This is a genomic window from Mycoplasma sp. 1578d, assembly GCF_024582695.1.
Taxonomy (GTDB): Bacteria; Bacillota_I; Bacilli_A; order Mycoplasmatales; family Metamycoplasmataceae; genus Mycoplasmopsis.
Genome location: NZ_CP102081.1, coordinates 40211 through 64373, shown reverse-complemented (window position 1 = coordinate 64373; position 24163 = coordinate 40211). Strand labels below are relative to the sequence as shown.

Here is a 24163-nt window from a genome sequence, read left to right as displayed (position 1 = left end):
ATTCCTTCTGGAATTTACTTTTTCTCTTTGTGATTTGTGTGTTTGTTGCATTTTGAGCAGTGTTTTGATAATTCTACTCTTTCGGGATGATTTTTTTTGTTTTTCTTTGAAATGTAATTTTCCATTTTACACTCAGTACATGCTAATGTGTAAACTTCTCTGGCCATATTACTCCTTAAAATAAATATAGAAACTGATTTTAATTTTAATTTTTTAAAAATAAAATCGTGTACTTTTTATTATATTAAAAAAATTAGATTGAGTATAAAAATTATTTTTTAATTTAAGACAACTCTTAAATATTAAATCTATCCTACTTCTTTATTTGAGTATAAATTTTTGTGGAGTAATAAAAAGTCATTTGTTTCTTTAAAGTTTAATTTATCTTTAATCTCTACTTGAGCCCCTTTTGGAACTGTTAGAACCTGATAAAAAACCATTGATTTTTTATCAGGTGATTGAGATTTGCCTGTTAAATTAAAATTAAATTCTCTTTCATTAATAAAAGCTAATTGTATTTTTGATGAATTAGAACTAGCTAATTTAACCAATTGATCGGGGTCGTTTAATGACAACATGCTTGGTTTTTCAATTGCTCGTTGCACGAGAATATCAGAACCTTTTAGTACGTTTTCTAATTTTTGACCATTTAAATAATTTTTTTCAAAATTATCAATTACTTGTTCTTTAGTTAAAGAGGTTTTAAGTTTTTGAGCAACTTGTTGAATTGTACTAGTAATGAATTCATTAAAATCATTAGTGGTTTTTATAGTATATACCTTAGAATTTAAGGGTAAATCACTTAAAGATTCATCAGTTAAATTATTTAAAAGTAAATTTTCCTTATACAAAATTCCTTGTTCGTTTTGTATTTTATTTATTGCTTGCGAGATATCTGGCCCAAAATATCAATCATAAAATTGGTCTGCTTTGTAACCATATTTATAATATAAATCACTTAATAATTGATTGTTTTCTGATTTAGTTGTATATTTAATTTTGAAGTCTTGATTTTTTGAAAGTAAAATAACACTAAAAACAGGTTTTTCAGATCTAAGATCAGTTGATTGGAGATAACCACCAGTTTGCTTAATTATCCATGGGTTGATTCGTAAAATATTTATATGATTTTGTTTTTGTTCTTTAAGAGAATAGCTCAAACCAATAGGGGAGCGATCATCATTTGATTGCAAAATTAAAATATTACTGTTTTTTAAGATATTTTCAATACTTTGTCCGTTTAAAAAATCAGATTCAAAGATTTTTTTAATTTGTTCATCAGAAAGAGTTTTAGGAAGTTTAAGATCTTCATATAATGAATTAATTTTATTAATAATATGACTTGAAAAATCTTCAACTGACTTTATTAATTGTTTGTTATCTTTTAAAAAATCGTATCTGATGTATTTTCTATAGTTTTCTGTTCTTTTCTCTTGGTCTTTTCGGTCTCAAGATAAAGCTTTTTCATATAAGCTTTCAACAAATTGATCAAAGATAATACTATTATTAGTTTTTATTCCTTGATCTTGTTGTTCCATTCTAATTAAATCGATAAAATAAGGTGTTTTGTATCTCATACTTTCTAAGTAGCTTTTACTTGGAAAAATACTAATTGAACAAGATGTAGTGATTAATGTTAACAATGGTGCAGTAATTGAAAATGTAGATATTAATCTTTTTGCTTTTCTTTTCATTTTTCTCCTTTTAAATCTATTTAATAGTCCCTTAAAAACTTAAAAGAAAATTCATATCTCTTTAAGTATATTAAGTTATACAATTTACAAAAAAAAAAAAAAAAAAAAAGCAAACTGAAAAATGCAATAAATTGAGAAAAACAGCTTGCACACATGTTTATGTTAAGGTATGTAAATTCACTTAATTCAGGCTTTGTTTATTATTTTTTATTATTATTGCAACAAATTATTAAAGATTATAAAGAAAAGGACAGGATGTTAATTTTCCTGTTCTTTTGTATTTTAAATGCTTTTATTTTTTCATTAAATCTGAAAACATACTGAACTCATCACTATATTCTTGAACGTTTGTTTTGATGAAATTATCATAAAACTTTTTTTCGATTAATTTGTCTTTGTAAAGAATGTCAACATAATATCCGAGAATTTGTGGGTTAAAGAAATATTTATAATTGGCATATAATTCAAAAACACGGGTTATTTCGTCAAAAACAGTTTTTTTAAATTGAACAGGATATTTCATCAGAACACTATTTTTTAAGAATTCGTCTCTATCAACAAGCTGAATATCTTTGCCTGGATAACATTTAATATCTAGATCAAAATCAATAAATTTAATAGTCTCATCTTCAAAAACAGGTTTAGAAGCCAAATTTATATAATGATAAATCTTAGAATTTCTTTTAAGCAATAAAATTGCATTAAAATATGAATTTTTAGGAAAAAACCATAACGCGTTTTCGCTGTATCTTCAATAATTAATCTTTTTGTTATAATCGCTAACTTTGGTTCTGTGCAAGAATAGCACAATGTGTCTAGAATTATTAAAAATAACTTTAGCTGAATTTCATTGACGATATAAAAATCCATTAAATTTATAACCTTGGACATTAATTATTTGTCCTACTTTTAAATTTTTAAATTCTCGTTCCATACTTGTTCTTTTCTTTTAAATAGTTATATTTAAATTATACTAATATCGGTAAAATAAATTTTGAAAAAATGTTTATGAAACACTTTTTTCTGTTATAATTATAAAACAGTGATTATAGCAACGGGGATCACCTGAACCCATTCCGAACTCAGTAGTTAAGCCCGTTAGTGCCGAAGATAGCAGAGATGCAAAAATAGGGGGTTGCTGTTTTTTTATTTGTTTTTTTAAAGAAACAAAAATAACCTTGCGGTTATTTTTTATTGCCTTGCCAGTGCTTTTAATGAGAAACGATCTTTAAATCATTGTGTTTTCTTAACTCTTCACATCACTAGCGTTTGAATGATTGTAAATAATCCGGTGAAAATTCAATAAATTTGCACCCCTGCTGAAAAGAGAATAACAAACACAGTAAACACAATGATCATAATTCTTTGTGTTCTTTCTTGTTTTTTGAGTGCTTGTTGCTCTTTGAGCGAAGTTCTTTCTTTATATCTTTTCTTGTTCAATAACATCGGAAGTACTGAAGAAATTAATTGAATTAATACTGCAATTACCAGCACTAATAAGTAAATAAATTCTCCTTCACCAACTTTAGTATATGATGTTGAACTGAAATTAATTCCTAATCATTCAGTTGATTTAATTGAAGGAATAATTTGAATTGCCCTTCACATTGTAATAAAGATTGGTAAAGTTAAAATTTGAGCACCAATAGTATCTAAAAAGGAAATGTTATACTTTTTATTTAATGCTTGGAGTTCTTGAGCTTTTCGAGCTTTCATTGCTTTATTATTCTCAAAATCTGCATATTTAGCTTCAATAATAGCTCTTTTGCTTTTTAATTCTTCTTGTACAGACATTTTAGCTGTTGATTTAAAGGTTAAAGCAAATACTGCTCCTCTAATAATAAAAGTCACAAGGAAGATAACAATAATAGTTCCTCAGCCATTTAAAATTCCAATTCATTCAGAAAGTGCATTGATAACTGCCGAAGTTGGATAAACAAAGATCCCATAAAATGGACCATATTTTCAAGCCTTACCTCATGTAGAAATATTTAGTAAAGGTAATGGATCTTGAAATGTAAGTCGATTTACATTATTATCAATTTGAATTAGATTTTGGTCGTATAAATATGTTCTTGGATCTTGTGGTTTTTCAGCTGTTTTGTTTTCGTTAGAATTTGCACTTGTAGCTTTGGCATTTTGGTCCGAATTTTGAGCTTCTTCTTTTGGATCAAACGCAGTTTTATCTTGTAAAGTATAACCAGTTTGTGAAAATCACGAACCCATTAATTTAATGTATTCTTGAATTAAAACTTCTTGTTTTGGAGTTAAGGTAAATAAAACTGGTTTTTTAGCTTGTGCATTAATTTGTGCTTGATCAATTTTTTCTTTTAAGAATAAAGAAGGATCTTTTCCTAATTGTTTAACAAAATCTGAATCAGGAGCAAAAGTTTTATTGTAAAACATTTGAAGAACATCTCTATTAAACTTTTTGATTAAAAGTTTTTCTTGCTGTTCAAATTTGTTCTCACCGTTTATGCTCGAAATTTTGGTCTCAGTGTATGGATCAAGTTTTGATAAACCAGAAACTCATCCAACAGAAATAACTCCATTATTAATTGCATCTTTTGCATTAGATGTGAGTTCTGTTTTTTCAGATTCTGATTTATTTGGTTTAAGATATTTTAAAAATTCTATTTTGTTATTTTCTTTACTATAAAAATTAAAAAAGTAAATATCTTTAATTTCATTAACAAAATTATAGTCAGGTAATTCACGTTTAATATCACTTCGAGCACTAATTGCAGCGACTAAATAATTATTGTTTTGATTATGATAAATAGTATCTTTATCTTTATTTAAAACAATACCTGATGAATAAGTATTATCTCTTCCGAAATAACCCTTTTCTCCGTCTTGTCCGTTTAATTGTTTTTTAACTTGATCTAAAACTGTTTGATTTGAAATATATGGGTTTGCGTTGGTATTTTGTTTATAGGTATTGATATTTATTTTGGTTGTTTCAGAATTTTCGCCTGAAGAAGGTAATTCTAAAGTTTCTTTTTGTTCTTCGAGAACTGTAACTTTAGGTCCTATTTTATCTTTTGAACTAGTAAATTCAAGTCCAGCTCCGACATTGGTTGATTGCTTAATTACAAATGACTGAATACACCCTGTTAATGTGAATCCTAAAACAATTATAACTGTAATAATTTTGAGTCATTTTCAACTTCTTTTAAGGAGTTTTTTTCTTCTTTCGCCAGGATCTTTATTTTGTAAAAAATAATTAAATTTATCTGATCTTTCCATTTTTAAACTTTTCGAATAAATCTTTAATCGCTCTTTCTTTGTCTTGAAAGGATGCACTTAAAAATTCTTTGCGAACTATAATTACAAATTTATATTTAAATTCTTGAATAGAAATATTTTGTAAAATAGCCCTTAATTGTCTTTTATAATAGTTCCGTTTTACTGCGATAGCAAATTTTTTCGGGACTGTTAAACCAACTTTTAAAAAATCTGATTTTTGATAATAAACAATGATATATTTATTCAAAAATTGTTGCTTGAGTGCCATGATTTCATTGAACTCTCAATTTTTCTTTAGTCGATTTTCTTTTTTCATTTTAATTATTTATCTGAAACTGTTAAATATTTTCTACCTTTAGCTCTTCTTCGAGCTAATACTTTTCTACCATTTGCTGTTTTCATTCTAGCTCTAAAACCATGAACTTTAGCGTGTTTACGTTTGTTTGGCTGGTATGTTCTCTTGCTCATAATTCCTCCTTATTAATACATAAAATAGACGTATATATATTATAGCAAATAGGTCAAAAAAGCCTTTATAGATATTTTAACTACTTTTTTGCTCATTTTTCGCTGATAAAAGTCCATAAATTATCTTGTATAGTGATACTTTTGCTTTAATTTTAAAACAAAAAGTGTATAATTTTAATCACAAAATGAGGCTATATGTTAGATATAAAATATGTGTTAAAGAACCCTGAAAAAACTAGAGAATTACTTAAAAAAAGAGGTTTTAATCTTTCGATTTTTGATCAATATTTAGAATTAGCGAAAAAACGCGGAAGCCTAATGTTTCAAGCTCAGAGCCAAAAAGCTGAACTTGGTAAGTTATCAAAAGATTTTGGAAAATACAAAAATAACCCTGAAAAATTGGCAGAATTAAAAACAATAATTGCTCAAATTAAAGAGAAAGAGACCTTACTAAATCAACAAGTAGATTCTTTAAATGAACAAATTCAAAAATTAGCACTTGAAATTCCAAATCTGCCTCTTGATGAAATTCCCTTTGGGAAAGATGAGCAAGATAATGTAATTTTGTCCGAACATGCAAATTTAGGTCGTGGATTAGTTAAACAAAAGTTACCGCATTATGAAATAGCTAAAAAATTAGATATTTTAGATATTGAACGAGCTGTTAAACTCTCGGGATCACGCTTTATTATGTATAAAAATGCAGGTGCTAAACTTGTCCGTGCATTAATTTCTTTTATGCTGGATCTACACAATTCAAAGGGATATAGTGAATTAACAACTCCTGTTTTAGTGAAATCTAAAGCCTTATACGGAACTGGTCAATTGCCAAAATTTGAAGATGATTTATTCAAATTAAATAAGGATGATTTTTATTTAATTCCTACTGCTGAAGTGACCTTAACCAATTATTATAATAATGAAATTGTTGATTTAAGCAACCCGTTTAAAGTAACTGCATACACAGAATGTTTTAGAAGTGAAGCTGGTAGTTCAGGCAAGGATACTAAAGGAATTATTCGTCAACATCAATTCAAAAAAGTTGAATTAGTTAAAATTACCACTGCTCAAGATGCTATAAAAGAATTTAATTTAATGCTAGAAGACGCAAAAGACGTGCTTGAACAGTTACAAATTCCATATCGTGAATTGCTTTTATGTACTGGGGATATGGGATTTGGATCAAGAAAAACTATTGACTTAGAATTATGGTTACCAAGTGAACAACGTTATCGTGAGGTTTCTTCGGTGAGTTATATGGGCGATTTTCAAGCTCGAAGAGCTATGATTCGCTATAAAGACGATCAAGGTTCAACCCAATATGCCCATACAATGAATGGATCAGCTCTAGCTGTAGATCGTGTTATTGCGGCCATTCTGGAAATTTATCAAAATGAAGATAATACCATTTCTGTTCCGCAAGTTCTAATTCCTTACATGGGTATGAATATAATTAAATAAAGCTTTTGCTTTATTTTTTTATTTTTATGCAAAAATCTTATTACTAAGATATGAACAAAAACAAAGGAATGTTGCTTGAAGAAATTATCAATAACACGATTGAATTCTTAGCCATTAATCAAATTGCTTTTATCGAAAAGAAACTCTTACCATACAAATTTAGAACTATTGAAAGAGCCCATAATAAATTAAAAGCTTATTCAGTCCAAATTATTGGTAAGAGTACTGTTGATTATATTGGAATAAATTCAAAGGGTCGCTTCATTTGCTTTGAAGCCAAAACTTGTGAAGGAGATTATTTTTATCTAAACCAGATTAAAGAACACCAATTTTTATACTTATCGCAAATAAATAAATTGAATGGGGTTGCGTTTGTGATTTTATATATGTCTAATTACAATTTATTTTTTAAAATACCTTTTGATGCATTACAAAAGGCCTTTGATAACGTAAAATCGGTGAATATCAGTTGATTAAAAGACAATTCTAAAGAACTAACCTTAGAATTTCCTGGTTATTTAAATTTTATTGACTAGTTAAAGTCGATTAATTCACGTAAGTATTTTGATGGTTTGTATTTAATAACACGTCTTTGTGGGATGTCTACAAATTTAACATCGCTTTCTTGTTCTTCTTTAGAAAATTTATTATAAATTTTACGTGGACGTTTAATGGCTGTAGAGAAAATGCCTAATTGTGATAATTGAATTTTGTCTTCAGTGATTAATTGTTCTTTCAAAACAAAAACCATTGCATCAAAAACTTTATCCACTTCTTTAGGAGTAACTTCAATTTTTTCTGCAACTGCGGCAATAAATTCTTTTTTGGTCATATTGTCTCCTTAAAATTATCAGTAATTTATATAGTTAATTATATAGACTTTAGACAAATTATTAACTAAAAAGCTTTATTTTGTGGATAAAAATATTTTTACAAGCCTTTTTATCCATTATAAAACGATCTTAATCTAAGAAAATAATCATATTTTTTAAGAATTTTTGCTTTTTATTAAATAAGAAATCTTAATAAAATATAATTTGTAAATAATAAGAACTAAAAAATTAATAATTTCCACCTATTTAGCATATAAAAAAAATAAATTTAATTTATTATCTCTAAAAAATTGTCAAAAAATATCAATGAGAGAGAAAAAGTTCAAAAATTAAGTTTTTATTTAACATAAAAACATAAGCAAATCAACATGATAAGGAATTTATATGAAGAAGTTATTGAGATCATTCACTATTTTATCGGTTATCACAACCCCTACTTTTCTTGTTTTATCTTGTCAAGAACAAGAAAGTAATTCAATTAAAGATTACGAAAAACCAAATCCTTCAACAAATGATTTAAAAAGATATTTAAATGCATATATAAGACTTTTAACTCAAGAAAACTTGTCGTTCCAAAAAAGAGAAGAACTGGATCGATCATATGATGCTTATTTTGCTAAATTCCTTGCTAATGATATTACAAAAGCAATAAACACTAGAGATATTAATAAACTTAAGAGCATCTTGGACATTTTTAAAACAATACAAATTCCTTCTAATGCACCTGAATTGTCAAAAAATTTAATTGAAATAAAAATTAATCAAAATATTAGTTTACTTAACAATTCAATTTCTTTGCTTGAAGGAAAAAACTAAATAATTAACTTTTCTGGATAAAATTGAAGTTTTTAGTAAATTTGAAAAATTCAATTTTACTAGATAACTTTTTAATAGCAATATAATTAGATAAATTAATTTCAAAAAAGACCTTTTATATACGATAAAAAAGAACTTGTTAGGGCAATTATGAAAACAATTTATAAACTATTAACACTCACATTTACTACAGTTATTCCTGTAAGTATGGTTTTTTCATGTGCGAATAAACCAAATGAAAAAACAAAAAATCCGGACACACAAGTGCCATCAAACAATAACTCAATCAAAAATTATGAAATCCCAAATCCTTCACCAGAAAATTTAAGAAAATATTTGCAAGGTTTTATTCAATTATCAACAAACAGCTCTTTGCATGAGCAAAAAGTCAAAGAACTACAAAAATCGATTGATAAATACTTTATACCTAGCGTTAATGAAATAATTGAAAAAGACTTTAAAACTAAAAGTACTGTTCAACTTAAAAAGCTCGAAAATATTTTAAATTTTTCTGATATGTCTGATATATTGGAAGATATTTCGCCACAAATTAAACCGAAATTAATAAAAACTTTAAAAGATTTAAAGAATTTAGTTGATCAAAGAATCACTATAATTCAAGCCGGAAATCAAGTTGAAAAAGAAAATAAGTCTCCAAGAGGAAATTAAATAAATAACCTTTTTAATTTAGAGAATAAATCTAACTTAAAAAGGTTTATATTAAATTATTATATTCTTTTCAATTTATGTAAAAATATTTGCAATTTTATTCAAATAAAATTGCTTTTTTCTTGATTGCTTTTGACAATATAAATATAATTAAAAAGTCAATATCATTTAATGAAAATAATTCACTTTTTGTAAGGGTTTGAATAAAGATTAATAATCCTAACAAAAAATTTTATAGACTAAAAAAATATTAAAAAATGTTTAAGGAATATATGAAGAAAATTTTTAAAACACTAACTATTTTAACAACCACCACAGTTCCGCTAGCTGTGTCATTATCTTGCTCAAATACTCAATCTGTAGATAATTCAAATAAAAAAGAATCTGATGCTACTGTCGAATCAGTTGAATCAATTAAAAAATACGAAAATCCAGATACTTCAAAAGAAAATTTAAAAAAATATTTCCAAGCACTTGTTTCTTTTTTAAATAAAAAAGTATTAACTAATGAAGAACGAACACAATTACACGAATCTTATTATAGATATTTCCCTAAAAATTTCACCACTCTTGTTTCTAAGGAAATTAAAGCTAAAGATGAAAAGAAACTTGAAGAATTATTATCTATTCTCACATCCACACAATTCCCAAAAGAAGGTTTTTCAGTAACTGCAGATCAAATTAAGAAGAATGTTAGATCTCTTAAAAACAATATCGAAAAAACAATAGCTGAAATTAAGGAAGAAAAAGGAATAAAACAAGATGATAATTTAACAAAAGAAAAAGAAAGAGCTACACGAACCACTCCTCTACACGAACCAACAAAGCAAGAGAACGCTGATTCAAATTCAGAGCCAAAAAATCAAATTGAGTTCAAAATAGCTGATGAAAACGCTCTCATTGATGCTCTTGACAATTCTGAAAAAGAATATATTAATTTGTATTTCCATCCTTCAACAAATTCGTTTAATCAATATGGATCAAATAAAGCAATTTTAACCGTTCCAGCCAATACACCTGAATTATCTGGATTAAAGTCAGATGGTAAAAGTACAACTAAATCAATAAAAGTTTTTGGTGAAACTTTTGAATATAAGAACAAAGTTCTTAAACCAATTATTGTTAAAGACGGTTATGTTGTCGTGCAATATGTACTAAACGGGCAAACTTATTTAGTTGATTTAAAATTAAGTGATCAAGCTGATAATTCAGAAGATGAGCAAGAAGATAATACAGAAAGCGATAATAATCAAACTACTAAAAACCAACAAAACAATATGTAAGCAAAATAAATTTAATGAATATATTAAAAAGATAAAAAAGAATAAATCTTATTTAACTATTTTCCTTGACAAAAATAATGCAAATAGTTCCCAAATTTATTATCAGTAATGTAGAATAACCACTCATAAATTGAATTTATCATTAAAAGTTTTCTTCAAAACAACAAAATTTAGAACAAAAATCATCATTAACCCAAAGACTATTAAAGTCAATATTTAGACAATGACCAAGTCTCAAATATTCAATGATTAGTTTAAATTAAATACTCAAGCATTCTCTGAATGCTTTTGTTTTTTAAATCTTTAAAGTAAAATTAAAATACATATGAGCAATATCAATAAAAAACTAGAAAAAATTATTCAAAATTCTGTTGATAAATTGTTAGAAAAGGGATTTGGTCGATATTCAAAATACGTTATTCAGCAACGTGCTCTTCCAGATGTGCGAGATGGGCTTAAGCCAGTGCAAAGAAGAATTTTGTTCGCTATGAATTCATTGGGTTTAACCAATGATAAAACATACAAAAAATCAGCTCGTATCGTGGGAGATGTTATTGGTAAATATCATCCTCACGGGGATTCATCGGTATATGAAGCTATGGTCAATATGTCTCAATGATGAAAAATGAACATTCCACTTTTAGATATGCACGGAAATGTTGGTTCAATTGATGATGATCCAGCCGCTGCTATGCGTTATACTGAAGTCAAAATGGCCAAAGTTGCTAATTATATTTTGGGTGATATTAAAAAGAACACTGTGAATTTTACTCCTAACTTTGACGATTCAGAAATTGAACCCGAAGTACTTCCAAGCATTTTACCAAACTTATTAGTTAATGGTACAAAAGGAATTGCTATTGGTATGGCCACAGAAATGCCACCTCATAATTTAGGCGAAATTATTGATGCAAGTATTGCTAAAATCAAAAAACCAAGCTTAACTTTTAATGAATTATCACAAATTGTATTAGGTCCAGATTTCCCAACTGGTGGAATTATTCATGGTAATAAAGGAATTTTAGAAGCTCTTGACACAGGAAAAAATAATAAAGAAAAAATTCGTTTATTTAGCCGATACAACGTCTTTGAAAAAGGAAAAAATAAATTTATTGAAATTACTCAAATTCCTTTTGGAGTCGTTAAATCTTCATTAGTTTATGAGATTGAAAATCTAGCTTCAAATGAACAAATTGATGGTTTTATTGAAGTCAAAGATCAATCAGATCGTAACGGAATTAGTATTTTAATCACTCTTGAACCTGATGCTAATGAGAATAGTATCATTTCCTATTTATACCAAAAAACCAGTCTCCAAGTTTTTTATAACTACAATAATACAGTTATTTTAAACAGCTCACCTGTTACAGCTAATTTAACTCTGTTAATTGATAGTTACATTACCCAAGTTAAAGATATTAAGACCAAAACTTTACAATATGATCTCACTAAAAATCAACTTCGTTTAGAATTGGTCCTTGGATTTATTAAAGTTAGCGAGATCACTGATGCAGTAATTGCCGTCATTCGAAAAGCCGAAGGTTCAAAAGCAGGAGTTGTTCAAGCCTTGATTGATAATTTTAATCTTACATACAATCAGGCTAATGCTATTGCCGAAATGAAACTTTATCGTTTGAGTAAAACTGATAAAGAAGCCTTTTTACAAGAAAAAACAGAGCTTGAAGAACAAATTGCAAAAATTTCTAATTTACTTGAAAATGAAAAAGACTTTAATAAATTTATTATTAATCAATTACTCGAAATTAAAAAAGAATTTGCTACTCCAAGAAAAACTACCATTCTTGAAACTGAATATGAATTTAACTACCAAAAAACTGACTTAATCAAATCAGAAGAAGTTATCATTGGAATTTCAAAACATGGGTATTTAAAACGAATTTCTCAACGTGTGGCTGATGCTAATGACTTTGCTAATTATGTCCTCAAAGAAGAAGATTATTTAATTCATTATGAAAAAGCTAATACTTTAAATCAATTTTTAATTATTACAAATTTAGGTAATTATGCTATTATTCCGATTTATCAAATCCTTGAATGTAAGTGAAAAGATCTAGGAATGCACTTGACTGATTTTGTCGATACTAAACCAAATGAAGAAATTGTTTCAATCATAGAAGTTTCTGATTGAGATGCTAATATTTTTGTAGTTTTAGGAACTAAAGACGGAATGTTTAAAAAGACTCCTTTAAAACAATTTCAAGTATCACGCTTAAATAAAACTTATACAGCCATTATTCTAGCTCAAGGTGATATAGTGGTGAATGCTTGCTTAAGTAATGGAACTAAAGATATTATTATCATTACTCACAGCGGTTTATCAAGTAAATACTCTGAAAATGATTTAGGACTTTATGGGACTAAAGCAAAAGGAAATAAAGGAATTTATTTATCGCTTAGCGATACAGTAAATAATTTCACTATTGCCGCCAGTGATGATGTAATTACTTTTATCACTGATGATGGCTTTTTAAAGAAAATGCGTAGCAAAAAAATTCCTTTTGTTCCTAAAAACATTAAAGGAAAAGCTATTTTTAAAGATCAAATTAAAAATACTGTGTTTAAAATTTCTGATATTTATCCAACTCGAGAAAAAGATATGCTATTAATTAAAAATATTCACGGAAACACTTTTTTAGACCCAATTAAAAAATACTCATTCTCACAAGCTAACCCTGATTTAATTGAAATTACTCTTCCGGATTTATACAAAGTTCGCATTAAAAAGAATTATCAAAGTGTTAGTCTTCAAACTAATACACAAGAATTATTTGCTCCAGAAACACTTGAGCAAGAACAAAAAGAATTTCGTCTAACTGAAGATAATCTAGATCATTTAGAAAATGATTTAGATAAGCTCCTCGCTAAAGTAAATGAAACACTTAATAAAATTAAAAAATAAAAACAACCTTTAGGGTTGTTTTTATTAAATGGGGCAAATGACGAGATTCGAACTCGCGCATGACGGGACCACAACCCGCTGTGTTAACCGCTTCACCACATTTGCCAGACGTAAAATATTATACTATAAAAGTAAAAATAGATAAATGAATGCTAATGATTTGATTAACAAAACAAAAAAGAACTTAAAAAAGTTACAAAACTTAGTAAGTAATTATTTTTAAGTTCTTTTTGAAATATTAAGCTATTTGAGTTTTAAAATAATTATATTTAATAACCATTGTTAATTGGTATGCATATAAAAGTAATGAAACAACTTGTCAGATTAGACCACCAATTAAATCTGGGTTTGATCCATATTTAACAATTGATAATATTCAGAAGACAACTCAACAAAAGTTGTTTGTTTCAAATAGAATAAAGAGCATTGGTGAAATACCTTTTCAATTTTTAGTTTTAATTGATGTGTAAAGTTGTGGAGAAAAAGCAAAAGTTGTGAATGTAGGTGCAATTAATCCAAAAACAGTTGCTTCATTTGCTGTTATTCTGAATGTTGAGTCAGAAAAGTAAAGACTAATAAATGCAATTCCAATAATTCAGGTTACTAAAACTCCTGCAAATGCTAAAAGTCTCTTTTTTAATGCATCATTTTTAAATTCATAAAAATGATAAAGTAAGTAAGTCATAACTCCGTTGATAATTAATGAAACACCATCGGCAATAACTACGTTTCGTAATTTAAACGGTGCACTTATATCGCTAAAGACACCAAAAAGCGTTCACATTAAGATTCCGATATGAAGAATCCAAAATGAATAAAAATTAACCTTCCCTGTTTTCTTTTCTCTTAATAATTTTACTAGCTGTGGAATTGATAGTGATATAGTAAAAACAATCGTGAACCACGCAAAAAATTCTATCGCTGTATCTAACATACAATTGGAATTTTAACAAAATAAATTAGTTTATTTTTTTAAAATGTAAAATTTTAATTATATGTATGATAACATTGCCGCTATTTCTTCTGGTTCTTATGTAAACCAACCTATTTCCATAGTTCGTGTGGCTGGACCAGATGCTGTTGAAATTGTTTCTAAGATTTTTAAAGGTAAACAGGGAAAAGACCATGAAATTACTTATGGTTTTATTTTTGACGGGTCTGAAATGATCGATGAAGTTTTGATAATGTGATTTGTCGGCAAAGAAAAAAATGGTCAAATTATTTACAACAACTATTGTGGGGAACCTCTTATTGAAATTAATTGTCACGGTGGAATAGTAACAACAAATCAAGTTCTTGAAACATTATTAAAAAATGGTGCTCGTCTTGCTGAAAGAGGCGAGTTTACTCGAAGAGCTTTTTTAAATGGAAAAATTGATTTAGTTAAGGCTGAAGCAATTCATGAACTTATTTTTGCTCAAACCACATTACAAACAAAGGCCTCAATTAACAAATTTACCGGTAAAACCAGCGGATTAATCGATAAATTCATTGCAGATATCTCATACTTAATTGGGCTTAGTGAAGTTAATATTGATTATCCTGAATATTTAGATTTAGAAAATATTGATGATAAAATTATGCTTGATAGTTTAAACAAACTAAAAGTCCAGTTACAAGAAATTGTAACTTTATCAGAAAGTGCTCGATACATTTTTGAAGGTGTTAAGGTTGCTCTTGTTGGTAAGCCTAACGTTGGAAAAAGCAGTATTTTAAACGCTTTACTTTCAGAAGATAAAGCAATTGTCACCGATATTGCTGGCACTACTCGAGACACAATTGAAGCTTCTTATCAAATTCAAGGAATGCTTTTTAAATTAGTTGATACAGCTGGTATTAGAGAATCTAAAGAAACTGTAGAAGCAATTGGAATTGCTAAATCGTTTGAACAAATTCAAAAAGCTGACTTAGTTATCCATGTTTTTGATCCAACCCAAGAAAACAATCAATTTGACGAACTTATCTACCAAGAAGCTCAAAAATACAACAAAACTTATGTTAAAGTTATTAATAAATCTGACTTAAATATTCCAATTAATGAGCAAGCAGTTTCTATTTCAGCAAAAAATAATCAAATCGAGCAGCTTGAAAATGAATTGATAAAACACTTTGATAATATTAACGTGTTAGACGAAAGGATCCTTTCAAATACACGTCAAATTTCATTAATTAAGCAAGCGCTAGGTAGCATTGGAAATGCTATTGAAACTATTGAGGCTGGAATGACCTTTGATGTAATTATTGTTGATTTATATGATGCTTGAGAATCCCTACAAAATATCAAGGGAAATGTCAATAAAGAAGATCTTTTAGACGTGATGTTTAAAAGCTTTTGTTTGGGAAAATAATATGTCAAAAAAGAAAAACAAGTTTGTTGATGCTCATAACCACTTAACAAATAAATATTATCCAGATTGAGTGATTGATGAAATTATTGCTCAAGCTCAAGTTCATAATATTGAATTTATGATTGTTAATGGTGGTCATAGGGAAGAAAATTATAAGGTACTTGAATTAGCTAAAAAACATTCAATAATTAAGCCTGCAGTGGGTATTCATCCAGAAGATTTACACAATATAAGTGATATTGAATTAATTAAACCATTATTAAAAAATGATATTGTCGCAATTGGTGAAATTGGTCTTGATTATTTTTATGATAACGTTGCTTCACATGAACTTCAAAAACAAGCTTTTGAAGAACAAGTGATAATTGCCAAAGAACATAATTTGCCAGTAATTGTACACATTCGTGATAAAAAAGGATCATGAAAGGCATATGAAGATGTATTTAACATTCTTGAAAAATATAAGGTTAAAGCAATGCTTCATACTTTTGCTGGTAATTTAGATTGAGCTAAAAAGTTTGAAAAATTAGATTGCTATTTTTCATTTAGTGGAATAGTAACTTATGGCAGTGCTAGTGATACAAGAGAAGTAGTTGAATATTTACCAATAAATAAAATATTAACTGAAACAGATTCTCCGTATTTACGTGTGCATCCATACACAGGACAAACAAATGAACCAAACACAGTTCTTTTTGTTGCTTATTATATTGCTGGATTAAAAAAAGTTGGTATGGATAAGTTTGTTAATCGTGTAAATCAAAATCTAAGAGAGTTATTCAAACTAAAATAATATGAAAAAAGTAATATATGCAAAGAAACGCTTTGGTCAAAATTTTTTAAAAGATCAAAATATCATCAACAAAATTGTTGGTGTTTTTAATTTTGAAAATAGTCATGTTTTAGAAATTGGACCTGGAAGGGGTGCTTTAACAAAAGAATTAATTAAAAAAGCAAGTAAGGTTACTTGCTATGAAATCGATCCAGATATGGTTGCTGTTTTAAACAAACAATTTCAAAATGAACCAAATTTAAAAATCATTAATCAAGATTTTTTACAAGCAAATTTAAGTCAATTTCAAAATGCCTATATTATCGCTAATATTCCTTATTACATTACTACTGATATATTATTTAAAATTTTTGATTATAAAAATCAATTTAAAGGTGTTTTATTAATGGTACAAAAAGAAGTTGCGTTAAGAATGTCAGCTCAAAAAAATACACCTGAATATTCTAAATTGTCTATTTCTTGTCAATATTTAGCAAATGTGAAAAATGAATTTATTGTTAAAGCGTCATCTTTTTCTCCTACACCAAGCGTAGATTCAGCGGTTGTTTCACTTGTTTTTAGACAAGATATATCACAAATTCAATGACAACAAATTAAAGATTTTTTTAAAACTTGTTTTGCGAATCGAAGAAAAAAACTATTATTTGCTTTATCAAAAGTGTATATTAAAGAGTATATTTTAAATGTTTTTCAACAATTAAACCTGCCGGAAAATGTGCGAATTCAGCAACTAGATATCAATCAAATTGTTCAAATATTTGAAAAATTAAACCAAGAAATTAATCAATAAGTTTTTCGTATGATAATTCAATGATTTCATCTTCTTCATCAATTAATTTGACAGAATTAGAAGGTAAATATTCTGAAGGAAGCTGTTGTTGAGATGTTAAACTTTTATGAATTTTTTTAAGATCTATTCTAATCATTTTATCAATAAGATCTTCCAGTTTATCTGTTTGTGCTCTTAGGTTTGATATAGTTTTAAAAATTTCTTCCTGTCTGCATCTCAACCCTTTAAGAGACTCAATAAACATTTTTTTGATGTTTTCAATTCCTATAAAAAATTCTTTGGCATTTTGGACTGATTCTTCACTTATTTTGCTTCTTTCTAGTTTTTCAAAATATGAATAAAGCAGTGAAAGAACAGCTCCTAAAAATGGAAATCTTAATACAAGTATTTGTTGATAATCATCTTCATCAGGTGTATAAACAAAAAATTCTTTTTTAGATTCTAAATTAGTTACTAATAATGCAAAATGTGCATTTTCTTTATATCTATCTTTTTCTAGTTTTTTAAAGTGATCTGAGTTTTTAGTGGTTCCTTTTTCTGCTTCTTGAGATTTACACTCAATAATAACTTTACCTATTGATTCTCGAGTTTCTTTGCTTAAAAATTCAACATAAAAATCAGCTTTAGTTTTCTTTCCGTCTAATGAAGTTTCATCAGAATCCTTGTTAGATTTAGCTTTTGTGATTTTTCCAAACTTTACAAATTCTTTAAAAGTACCAAACATTTCTCTAAGACGATCTTCAACTTTATTTTCTAAATCTTCACCAATCATTTTAGTTGACATTTTCGAATAATCATTTAATTGCCGTTCAAGTGAAGAAATTTGGATTTCTTTATCTTTTAATTCTGTATTAAGCTTTTCTTTATATTCTTCAATTAAATTGTTTTTAGCTATTCCCACTTTATTTTCGACAATAAGATTAATTTGCTCTTGAGAATTTTTTCTCTCATTTTCTAATTCGCTTTTTAATTTAATAAATTCTTGATCTTTTTGAATTAAACTCTTGTTATATTCTTGTTCTAGTTTTTGAAATTCTTGGTTCTTTCTATTTTCTAACTCAAGTTTAAAGTTGTCTTTAAATATATTAATATTTCTCTTTTCAATTTCTAGATCAGCTTTTAATTGAGTTAATTGTTGTTCTTTTTCGCTCAATTTTTGGTTAAACTCGTTTTTAACTTCTTGAATTGCTTTGAGCTTTTGATTTTCTAAATCACTATTGAATTTCTCTTGGAGTAGTTTTTCATGTATTGCTTGTTCTTGTTTTTTTCTATTTTCATATTCAGTTAAAAAATCTTCTTTGTACATTTGTTTAAGTTTTTCAACTAATTCAGATTTAAAAGAATGAATATTAGTAAAATCTTTATTTAAAATATCACGCAGGTCAATATAATCGCCAGCTTGACCGTCATTTTTAATAATAAATTGTAATTTTTCAGCATTTTTAATTTCAATTTCTAATTTTTTGCTCATTTAATCACCTCATGTATTTAAATAAATAATAACATTATTTAATGTTTATTATTAAAATGGAACAATTGTGGAATATTCCATAAAATAACTATAATATTAATATGAATTATGAGAGTGAACTTTTAGTAAAGAAATCTTCTTTTTATTCATATATTTTTCGCATTTCTTCAAAAAATGAAGTTAAAAATTTTCTGGAAAAAGTTGCTAAAGAACATAAAAAAGCTCGTCATATTTGTCATGCTTATTTATTTTTAGAAAACGGAACTGAAAATGCCGGTTTTAGTGATGATGGAGAACCGAAAAATACTGCTGGAAGACCAATTTATGAGTTATTAAAAGTTAAAAAACTTAATAATATACTTGTAGTTACTGTGAGATATTTTGGAGGAATCAAATTAGGTGCAGGTGGTCTCACTCGAGCATATCGTGAAAGTGCAAAGCTTTCACTAGAATTATTCATTAAAGATAATACAAAAGAGGTATAAATGATTAAAATCCAAGAAAAATTAAGTCAACAACAGATAGTTCTAAAAGTTGTGTTTGAACATCACGCTCACCCAGAATTGGTGAGCAAAAAACACGGTTTTATTACTGAAGATTTAGCAAATAATTGTGCATATTTATTTATAGAAAAAGGGTATTCTTCATATTACCAAGTTGAAGAATTATTAAGAGAACTTCCAAGTAAAATTAATCGCAATTATGTGTTACAAGTATCTTCTTTATATCCACAATTTTCTGAGAAAGAAGCTTTGCGCTTAGCACTTTTATCAATTGAATTTGGGAGCGCTAAATTATTTAAAAAAACACATAAATTAAAAGAACATGATCAAGAAAAACAAATTTCTCTTCTAGTGCAAAACAAAAACGATCCTTATTTACAAGAATTAACCATTATTGCTAATGCAATTACATCAACAAGAAACTTGCAAATTACACCGGAAAATTTTCTCAACAGCGAGATGCTTGCGTCTTTTGTCGCTTCAGATTTCTCAGGAATTGAAAACTTAAAAATTAAAGTTTTAACTAAAAAAGAAATTAAACAACTTAATATGGGTTTATTGCTTTCAGTCAATAAAGGAAGTACACACGAACCTAGAGTTGTAATAATTGAATACAACGGAAATCCAGAATCAAACGAAAAAACTGTTTATGTGGGTAAAGGAATTACTTTTGATACTGGTGGTGTTAATACTAAAGGATATCATATGGAAGGAATGAAATATGATATGTCTGGTTCTGTGATTGCTGCTTATGCAGTCAAAGCAATTGCTCAATTAAAACTACCAAAAAACGTTTCAGCAATTATGTGTATTACTGATAATAGAATTAACGGAGATGCTTCGCTTCCAGAAAACGTATATCAATCAATGAGTGGAAAATGAGTTGAAGTTGCTGATACAGATGCTGAAGGTAGATTAGTTCTTGCTGATGGTCTTTATTATGCTGCAGATATACTAAAATCCACAACAATTGTGAGTGTAGCAACTCTAACAGGAGCTATTTTAACTTCGCTATCAAATATATACACTGGAATTTTTAGCCAATCTGATCATAAGGTTGAAATATTTTTAAAATCAGCTCATCGAGCGAAAGAAAAAGTTTGAAGAATGCCAATGCATAAAGATTTTGACAAAGGAAATAAGTCATCAAAAGTAGCTGATTTAATGAACTGAAGTTCAAAAGTAAAACAAGATTCTTCACAAGCGGCTATGTTCTTAAAAGAATTTGTTAAGGATGTAGATTTTATCCATTGTGATGTTGCAGGCACTGCTGATATTAATGGGGAACCACAAGGTGTTTTGGTTTCGACACTGATTGAATTTGCTAAAAACTTATAACGTTTAATTTTCAAAAAGGTAAAATATATATAACCAGTATAAAGTCAGAAAGGAATAATAATGAAAATTCAACAAATTGATAAAGAAAGAAATAATGACTTGTTGTTAAAAGCTGTTTTTAAAGGGGATGAATATCCATCAACTTTAATTGAAAAAAATGGAGTTGTAACCGAATACTTAGATAAAAACGAAGCTCTTGTTTATTTAGGAGAAGAAAAAGATTATAAATTTGACGTAGTATATGACTTTGCTAAAAACTTTTTTGCTTCACAACGTAGAGATGTTCAAATTGCCTTAGACACCTTTATCAAAGGAAAAGTATGCGAGCCATGTTTAGTTAAAGCATTTAGTTTAGCACATAACTATTATAAGGCAGACCTTTACAATGCTAAAACAGGTAAAAAAGAGCCTGAATTCAAAACTTCACTATTAATGTACGCTAACGAAGATTCATATAAAAAAGTTTTTGAAAAATATGCAATTGTAACTGAAGCAGTTAACTTTGCTAGAAACTTGCAAATTACACCACCAAATATTTTGAACTCTGAATTTCTTGCTGATGTAATTGAAAAAGATTTAAAACAATACGATAATTTAAAAGTTACTGTTTTGAATAAAAAAGAAATTCAAGAACATAAAATGGGGCTTTTACTTTCGGTTAACCGTGGAAGTGTATATGAACCAAGAGTAGTTGTAATTGAATACAACGGAAATCCAGAATCAAACGAAAAAACTGTTTATGTGGGTAAAGGAATTACTTTTGACTCAGGTGGTTATTCACTTAAACCAAGTCGTTCAATGCTTGATATGAAATTTGACATGTCAGGGTCAGTAATTGTTGCTAGTGCGTTAAAAGCAATTGCTCAATTAAAACCAAAAACAAATGTAGCGGCTATTATGTGCATTACTGATAACAGAATTAACGGAGATGCTTCGCTTCCAGATTCAGTATGGACTTCAATGAATGGTAAAACTGTTGAAATTAATAACACTGATGCTGAAGGAAGACTTGTCATGGCTGATGGGTTAACATATGCTGTAAGAAACCTTAAAGCAACCAGACTTGTAGATGTAGCAACATTAACTGGAGCTATTTTAGTTTCATTAGGACATACATACACAGGAGTTTGATCAACAAGTGACGAAGCTTGAGAAGAGATTAAAGCTGCAGCTAAAACAGCAAAAGAACAAGTATGAAGAATGCCTTTAGATGAGGCTTTTGCTAAAGAAATTAAAAAATCTGAAGTGGCCGACCTTAAAAACACTGATCTTAGTGGTGCAGGTGGAGGAAGCTCTTCAGCAGCTATGTTCTTAAAAGAATTTACTGAAGATGTTGAATATGTTCACCTTGATATTGCTGGAACAGCTAACATTGGACCAAAACCTACTGGTGTAATGGTTAGAACACTTATTGAATTAGCTTTAAATTCAAAAAAATAATAATTAAATTTTTGAAAGCACAAAATTGTGCTTTTTTTAAAAAGAAATAAACAAAGGAAAATCGTGGATAGAAAAAGATTAGATAAAATGTTTCAAACATTACAAGTTGATGCTTTGATTTCAGAAGCACCACAAACTAGATTATGATACGCAGGTGTTCAAACAACTGATGGATTGATTGTAATTGAAAAAGATAAGGCAACACTATTTGTTGATTCTCGCTATATTGAATACTGCCAAAAACACTCGAAAAATGTGGAAGTTGTTTTAATGACTGGGACTGTATTGCAAAAATGATTTAACAAGAAAAAATTTAAATCAATTGTTTTAGAAAATAATTATCTTGTTAAAAATTGAGAAAACAGAATTATGAACTTAGTTAAGCCTGAAAAAGTTCATTGAATTGATGCACAAGATTTAAGAATTGTTAAAAGTCATGAAGAAATTGAAAAAATGCAAAAAGTAATTGATATTACCTTAAGTGCATATGATGAATTTATTAAATGAGTTAAACCAGGTATGACTGAAAAACAAGCAGCTGCTATGCTTAACTTTTTAATGAAAAAACATGGTGCTGATAAAGAAGGTTTTGATGAAATTATTGCTTCAGGGGCTTCATCTGCCGAACCACACCATCACCCTACTGATAAACTAATTGAAAATAATTCATTGCTTAAAGTGGACTTTGGGGCTTTATACAAAGGATATACAGCAGACATTACAAGAACCACAATTTTAGGGGATAAAAGTAAAGCAAATCCTAAAATGCTAGAAATTTTACAAATCGTTGAAGAAGCTTCTTATTTAGGAAGAAAAAGCGTGAAACCCGGAATTAAAGCTAGCGAAATTGATAAAATTTGTCGTGATTACATTACTTCAAAAGGTTATGGGGATTACTTTTTACACGGAACAGGACATGGTTTAGGAATTGATGTACACGAATTTCCAAGTGTTTCATCTCGTTCAGATCATATTCTTGAACCTGGAATGATTATCACTGTTGAACCTGGAATTTATTTAGAAGGAATTGGTGGGGCTAGAATTGAAGATGATGTTCTAGTCACTGAAACAGGAAGGTACGTCTTTTCAAGACCAAACGAAAAATAATTTAAATGTCAAAACAACGTAAGGCGTTGTTTTTTATTATAAAAAAGTAAAATATCTTATATGAATAATTCAAACTCTTTTTTCTTAGACGCTGGGCTACACAAAGTGCATTATCAAACTTTTGGAGATTCAAAAAATGAGCCTATTTTTGTAATTCATGGTGGTCCAGGCGGTAGTTTTAATGTTAAAAAATTACAAGATTTAATTCCTTTGAATAAATATTTTATGGTTTTAATTGATCAAAGAGGGACAAATAAAAGTCTGCCTTTTGCCGAATTAAGAGAAAACGATACCTTTTATTTAGTGGAAGATATAGAATTAATTAGACAAAAATTAAATTTAGATAAAATAATGCTTTTTGGAGGAAGTTGAGGTACAACTTTAGCACTAGTTTATTCAATTAAATACCCACAAAATGTATCTAAAATGCTTCTCAGAGGTGTCTTTTTAGGACGTCAGGAAGATATTGATTTTTTATATCAAAAGGGCGCTTCTGATTTTTATCCTCAAGAATACGAAAGATTCAGCTCTTTTGTTAAAGATATTCCTGGATGAAATAATATCTCAAAATACTTTAATTTATTTACAGGTGATTATTCTTTGAATTTAAAAAAACAAGGATATCAAGAATTTTCTCATTGAGAAGATGCTCTTGTAAGTATTGAAAAAAGAGATCAAGATTTTCTTCCTGATCCTATCTTTGATAAACAAATTTCGATTATGGAAGTTTTTTATTTTATGAATAATTGCTTTTTCCCAGAAGATAATTATATTTTAAATAATGTCCATCTTTTTGCTCACGTACCAATTACTATTATTCACGGTCGCCAAGACATTGATACAAGACCAATTGGTGCATGATTACTCGCTAAAAGTCATCCTAACACTCAATTAATTTTTGTTGATAAAGCCGGTCATTCAATGTGAGAAAAGAATATTGTTAAAGAACTTAAAAATTACTTCCAAAAATAAGTAAAATT

23 protein-coding genes, 1 tRNA gene and 1 rRNA gene are annotated in these 24163 nt (G+C 27.9%); 15 read left to right on the top strand and 10 right to left on the bottom strand.

The window, feature by feature from the left end; translation table 4 throughout:
• Positions 1-14: 14 nt before the first annotated feature.
• From rpmG to NPA11_RS00295, 3 genes are all read right to left on the bottom strand, one after another.
• Positions 15-167 (bottom strand): 50S ribosomal protein L33, encoded by a 153-nt coding sequence (gene rpmG / locus NPA11_RS00305; protein WP_257043626.1) that lies wholly within the window; start codon positions 165-167, stop codon positions 15-17.
• Positions 168-308: 141 nt separating this feature from the next.
• Complete coding sequence (locus NPA11_RS00300) at positions 309-1694, bottom strand: hypothetical protein (RefSeq protein ID WP_257043625.1); 1386 nt, start codon at positions 1692-1694, stop codon at positions 309-311.
• Positions 1695-1986: 292 nt separating this feature from the next.
• Positions 1987-2628 (bottom strand): DUF402 domain-containing protein, encoded by a 642-nt coding sequence (locus NPA11_RS00295; RefSeq protein WP_257043624.1) that lies wholly within the window; start codon positions 2626-2628, stop codon positions 1987-1989.
• A gap of 104 nt (positions 2629-2732) precedes the next feature.
• Here NPA11_RS00295 and rrf point away from each other — a divergent pair.
• Positions 2733-2838 (top strand): 5S ribosomal RNA (rrf, locus tag NPA11_RS00290).
• 47 nt (positions 2839-2885) lie between these two features.
• Here rrf and yidC read toward each other — a convergent pair.
• Genes yidC through rpmH form a run of 3 tightly spaced genes read right to left on the bottom strand, consistent with a single transcriptional unit; the run spans position 2886 to position 5411 of the window.
• A complete protein-coding gene (yidC, locus tag NPA11_RS00285) occupies positions 2886-4943 on the bottom strand; it encodes a membrane protein insertase YidC (RefSeq protein ID WP_257043623.1) in 2058 nt (685 codons plus the stop codon).
• The gene (rnpA, locus tag NPA11_RS00280; RefSeq protein WP_257043622.1) at positions 4927-5259 is read right to left on the bottom strand and encodes a ribonuclease P protein component; all 333 of its coding nucleotides are present in this window, start codon (positions 5257-5259) and stop codon (positions 4927-4929) included. The genes yidC and rnpA overlap by 17 nt, the downstream gene beginning before the upstream one ends.
• A gap of 5 nt (positions 5260-5264) precedes the next feature.
• The gene (gene rpmH, locus NPA11_RS00275) at positions 5265-5411 is read right to left on the bottom strand and encodes a 50S ribosomal protein L34 (protein WP_036464075.1); all 147 of its coding nucleotides are present in this window, start codon (positions 5409-5411) and stop codon (positions 5265-5267) included.
• A gap of 195 nt (positions 5412-5606) precedes the next feature.
• On the opposite strand from rpmH, the gene serS reads away from it, so the two are divergent.
• On the top strand, positions 5607-6872 hold the full coding sequence (gene serS, locus NPA11_RS00270) for a serine--tRNA ligase (protein ID WP_257043621.1): 1266 nt from the start codon (positions 5607-5609) through the stop codon (positions 6870-6872).
• Positions 6873-6922: 50 nt separating this feature from the next.
• Positions 6923-7408, top strand: coding sequence for a Holliday junction resolvase RecU (gene recU, locus NPA11_RS00265; RefSeq protein ID WP_257043620.1), 486 nt, complete (start codon positions 6923-6925; stop codon positions 7406-7408).
• Here recU and NPA11_RS00260 read toward each other — a convergent pair.
• A complete protein-coding gene (locus NPA11_RS00260; RefSeq protein WP_257043618.1) occupies positions 7405-7704 on the bottom strand; it encodes an HU family DNA-binding protein in 300 nt (99 codons plus the stop codon). The genes recU and NPA11_RS00260 overlap by 4 nt on opposite strands.
• Before the next feature lie 385 nt (positions 7705-8089).
• Here NPA11_RS00260 and NPA11_RS00255 point away from each other — a divergent pair, with 385 nt between their 5' ends.
• The 4 genes from NPA11_RS00255 (at position 8090) to NPA11_RS00240 (ending at position 13393) form a co-directional block, all read left to right on the top strand.
• Positions 8090-8521, top strand: coding sequence for a hypothetical protein (locus NPA11_RS00255; RefSeq protein WP_257043617.1), 432 nt, complete (start codon positions 8090-8092; stop codon positions 8519-8521).
• Positions 8522-8671: 150 nt separating this feature from the next.
• Positions 8672-9190: a hypothetical protein gene (locus tag NPA11_RS00250; protein ID WP_257043616.1), complete on the top strand. Its 519-nt coding sequence runs from the start codon at positions 8672-8674 to the stop codon at positions 9188-9190.
• A gap of 272 nt (positions 9191-9462) precedes the next feature.
• A complete protein-coding gene (locus NPA11_RS00245; protein ID WP_257043614.1) occupies positions 9463-10473 on the top strand; it encodes a hypothetical protein in 1011 nt (336 codons plus the stop codon).
• A 325-nt stretch (positions 10474-10798) separates the two neighbouring features.
• Positions 10799-13393, top strand: a complete 2595-nt coding sequence (locus tag NPA11_RS00240) for a DNA topoisomerase IV subunit A (protein WP_257043613.1) — start codon at positions 10799-10801, stop codon at positions 13391-13393.
• A 29-nt stretch (positions 13394-13422) separates the two neighbouring features.
• On the opposite strand, the gene NPA11_RS00235 is transcribed toward NPA11_RS00240, so the two are convergent.
• Together NPA11_RS00235 and NPA11_RS00230 are read right to left on the bottom strand one after the other, a co-directional pair.
• Positions 13423-13498, bottom strand: a tRNA-His gene (locus NPA11_RS00235).
• Between the two features lie 133 nt (positions 13499-13631).
• Complete coding sequence (locus NPA11_RS00230; RefSeq protein WP_257043611.1) at positions 13632-14177, bottom strand: PQ-loop domain-containing transporter; 546 nt, start codon at positions 14175-14177, stop codon at positions 13632-13634.
• A 211-nt stretch (positions 14178-14388) separates the two neighbouring features.
• Between NPA11_RS00230 and mnmE the strand changes: the two genes are divergently transcribed.
• The 3 genes from mnmE to rsmA are packed head-to-tail and all read left to right on the top strand — an operon-like array spanning position 14389 to position 17324.
• The gene (gene mnmE, locus NPA11_RS00225) at positions 14389-15741 is read left to right on the top strand and encodes a tRNA uridine-5-carboxymethylaminomethyl(34) synthesis GTPase MnmE (RefSeq protein WP_257043609.1); all 1353 of its coding nucleotides are present in this window, start codon (positions 14389-14391) and stop codon (positions 15739-15741) included.
• Position 15742: 1 nt separating this feature from the next.
• The gene (locus NPA11_RS00220) at positions 15743-16534 is read left to right on the top strand and encodes a TatD family hydrolase (RefSeq protein WP_257043608.1); all 792 of its coding nucleotides are present in this window, start codon (positions 15743-15745) and stop codon (positions 16532-16534) included.
• A gap of 1 nt (position 16535) precedes the next feature.
• On the top strand, positions 16536-17324 hold the full coding sequence (rsmA, locus tag NPA11_RS00215) for a 16S rRNA (adenine(1518)-N(6)/adenine(1519)-N(6))-dimethyltransferase RsmA (protein ID WP_257043607.1): 789 nt from the start codon (positions 16536-16538) through the stop codon (positions 17322-17324).
• On the opposite strand, the gene NPA11_RS00210 is transcribed toward rsmA, so the two are convergent.
• Complete coding sequence (locus tag NPA11_RS00210; RefSeq protein WP_257043606.1) at positions 17314-18795, bottom strand: DUF2130 domain-containing protein; 1482 nt, start codon at positions 18793-18795, stop codon at positions 17314-17316. The genes rsmA and NPA11_RS00210 overlap by 11 nt on opposite strands.
• A 101-nt stretch (positions 18796-18896) precedes the next feature.
• Between NPA11_RS00210 and NPA11_RS00205 the strand changes: the two genes are divergently transcribed.
• The 5 genes from NPA11_RS00205 (at position 18897) to NPA11_RS00185 (ending at position 24155) form a co-directional block, all read left to right on the top strand.
• Positions 18897-19280, top strand: coding sequence for a YigZ family protein (locus NPA11_RS00205; protein WP_257043605.1), 384 nt, complete (start codon positions 18897-18899; stop codon positions 19278-19280).
• Positions 19281-20636 (top strand): M17 family metallopeptidase, encoded by a 1356-nt coding sequence (locus NPA11_RS00200; protein WP_257043604.1) that lies wholly within the window; start codon positions 19281-19283, stop codon positions 20634-20636. It begins immediately after the preceding gene.
• 60 nt (positions 20637-20696) lie between these two features.
• Entirely contained in the window at positions 20697-22076 is a 1380-nt protein-coding gene (locus NPA11_RS00195; protein WP_257043603.1) for a M17 family metallopeptidase, read from the top strand.
• Between the two features lie 63 nt (positions 22077-22139).
• Entirely contained in the window at positions 22140-23183 is a 1044-nt protein-coding gene (locus NPA11_RS00190; RefSeq protein ID WP_257043602.1) for an aminopeptidase P family protein, read from the top strand.
• A gap of 60 nt (positions 23184-23243) precedes the next feature.
• A complete protein-coding gene (locus NPA11_RS00185) occupies positions 23244-24155 on the top strand; it encodes an alpha/beta hydrolase (protein ID WP_257043600.1) in 912 nt (303 codons plus the stop codon).
• The last annotated feature ends 8 nt before the right edge of the window (positions 24156-24163 follow it).